This is a genomic window from Brachyspira catarrhinii, from assembly GCF_005518285.1.
GTDB classification, from domain to species: domain Bacteria; phylum Spirochaetota; class Brachyspiria; order Brachyspirales; family Brachyspiraceae; genus Brachyspira; species Brachyspira catarrhinii.
Genome location: NZ_SJDU01000509.1, coordinates 1 through 1,368, shown reverse-complemented (window position 1 = coordinate 1,368; position 1,368 = coordinate 1). Strand labels below are relative to the sequence as shown.

General features: G+C 39.4%; 1 protein-coding gene and 1 pseudogene. Both read left to right on the top strand.

The genetic code is table 11. From position 1 onward, the window contains the following. Positions 1-345: pseudogene (gene grdA / locus EZH24_RS11925) on the top strand (glycine/sarcosine/betaine reductase complex selenoprotein A); the annotation flags it as partial. Positions 346-490: 145 nt separating this feature from the next. After that, on the top strand, positions 491-1,368 hold an 878-nt coding region (locus EZH24_RS11920), incomplete at its 3' end, for a glycine/betaine/sarcosine/D-proline family reductase selenoprotein B (RefSeq protein ID WP_137999294.1).

Genomic DNA, 1,368 nt, shown 5'->3' with positions numbered 1-1,368 from the left:
TGAACAGCCGCAGGAGCGATGGATTTGGAGAATCAAAAGAGAATTAAAGAGTTTGCCGAGAAATTTGGAGGCGAGAATTTAGTATTATTATTTGGAGCGGCGGAAGCCGAAGCTACGGGATTAGCAGCCGAAACGGTTATGATAGGAGACCCTACTTACGCTGGAGCTTTGGCTAATGTTTCGTTAGGTTTAGCCGCCTATCATGCGGTAGAACCCGAATTCAAAGAAGCGGTTGACCCTGCGGTTTATGACGAGCAGATAGGTATGGCTGAAATGACTTTGAATGTGGACGAAATCATTGCGGAAATTAAAAAGATGCGCGATGAAAACTGCCAATACAAATAATAACTAAATTTAAAAATAAACAAAAAATAATTCTCTAAAATAAAATCCATTGAATTAAAACCAGTTTGGTTTTTAAATAACTTGGCAGCCTCTATTAAACATTAATTATAGGGGTTGCCTAAATTAAAAAATTAGGAGAGCTTAAATGCCAGAATATAAAATTGTTCATTACATTAATCAATTCTTTGCCAATATAGGAGGCGAAGAGAAGGCGGATATAGCGCCAGAAAAAAGAGATGGAGTCGTAGGTCCTGGAGCGGGGCTTGAAGGCGAATTAAAGAAAAGCGGAATTACCGCTAAAGTAGTGGGAACGGTAATATGCGGGGACTCTTATTTTAACGAAAATCTTGAAAAAGCTAAAAAAGAAGTTTTGGATATGATTAAAAGTTTTAGCCCAGATTTAGTCGTGGCGGGTCCAGCTTTTAACGCTGGTCGTTATGGAACTGCATGCGGAACTGTTTCTAAAATGGTTCAAGACGAATTAAAGATTCCAGCCGTTACGGGGATGTATATAGAAAATCCCGGAGCCGATATGTTCAAAAAGGATGTTTATATAATATCTACTAAAAATAGCGCCGCTGGTATGAGAGACGCTTTGCCAAAAATTGCTAAATTGTCTAAAAAACTTCTTGAAAATGAAGAAATAGGCACTTCTGAAGAAGAAGGTTATATAGCGAGGGGCGTTCGTAAAGTATTGTTTAGAGAAAAGAACGGAGCGGAAAGAGCCGTTGAAATGCTTGTTAAAAAACTTAAAGCGGAAACTTTTTCTACGGAATATCCGATGCCAGATTTCGATAGAGTGACTCCTGGAGAGGCTATAGCGGATATAACTAAAGCTAAAATTGCGCTTGTAACGAGCGGGGGAATAGTTCCTTCTGGAAATCCAGACCATATAGAATCTTCTTCGGCTTCAAAATACGGAAGATATTCTATAGACAATATGGGAGAGACAGCGCATGGCGGATACGACCCTACTTACGCTAACCAAGACCCAAATAGGGTATTGCCTGTGGATGTATTAAA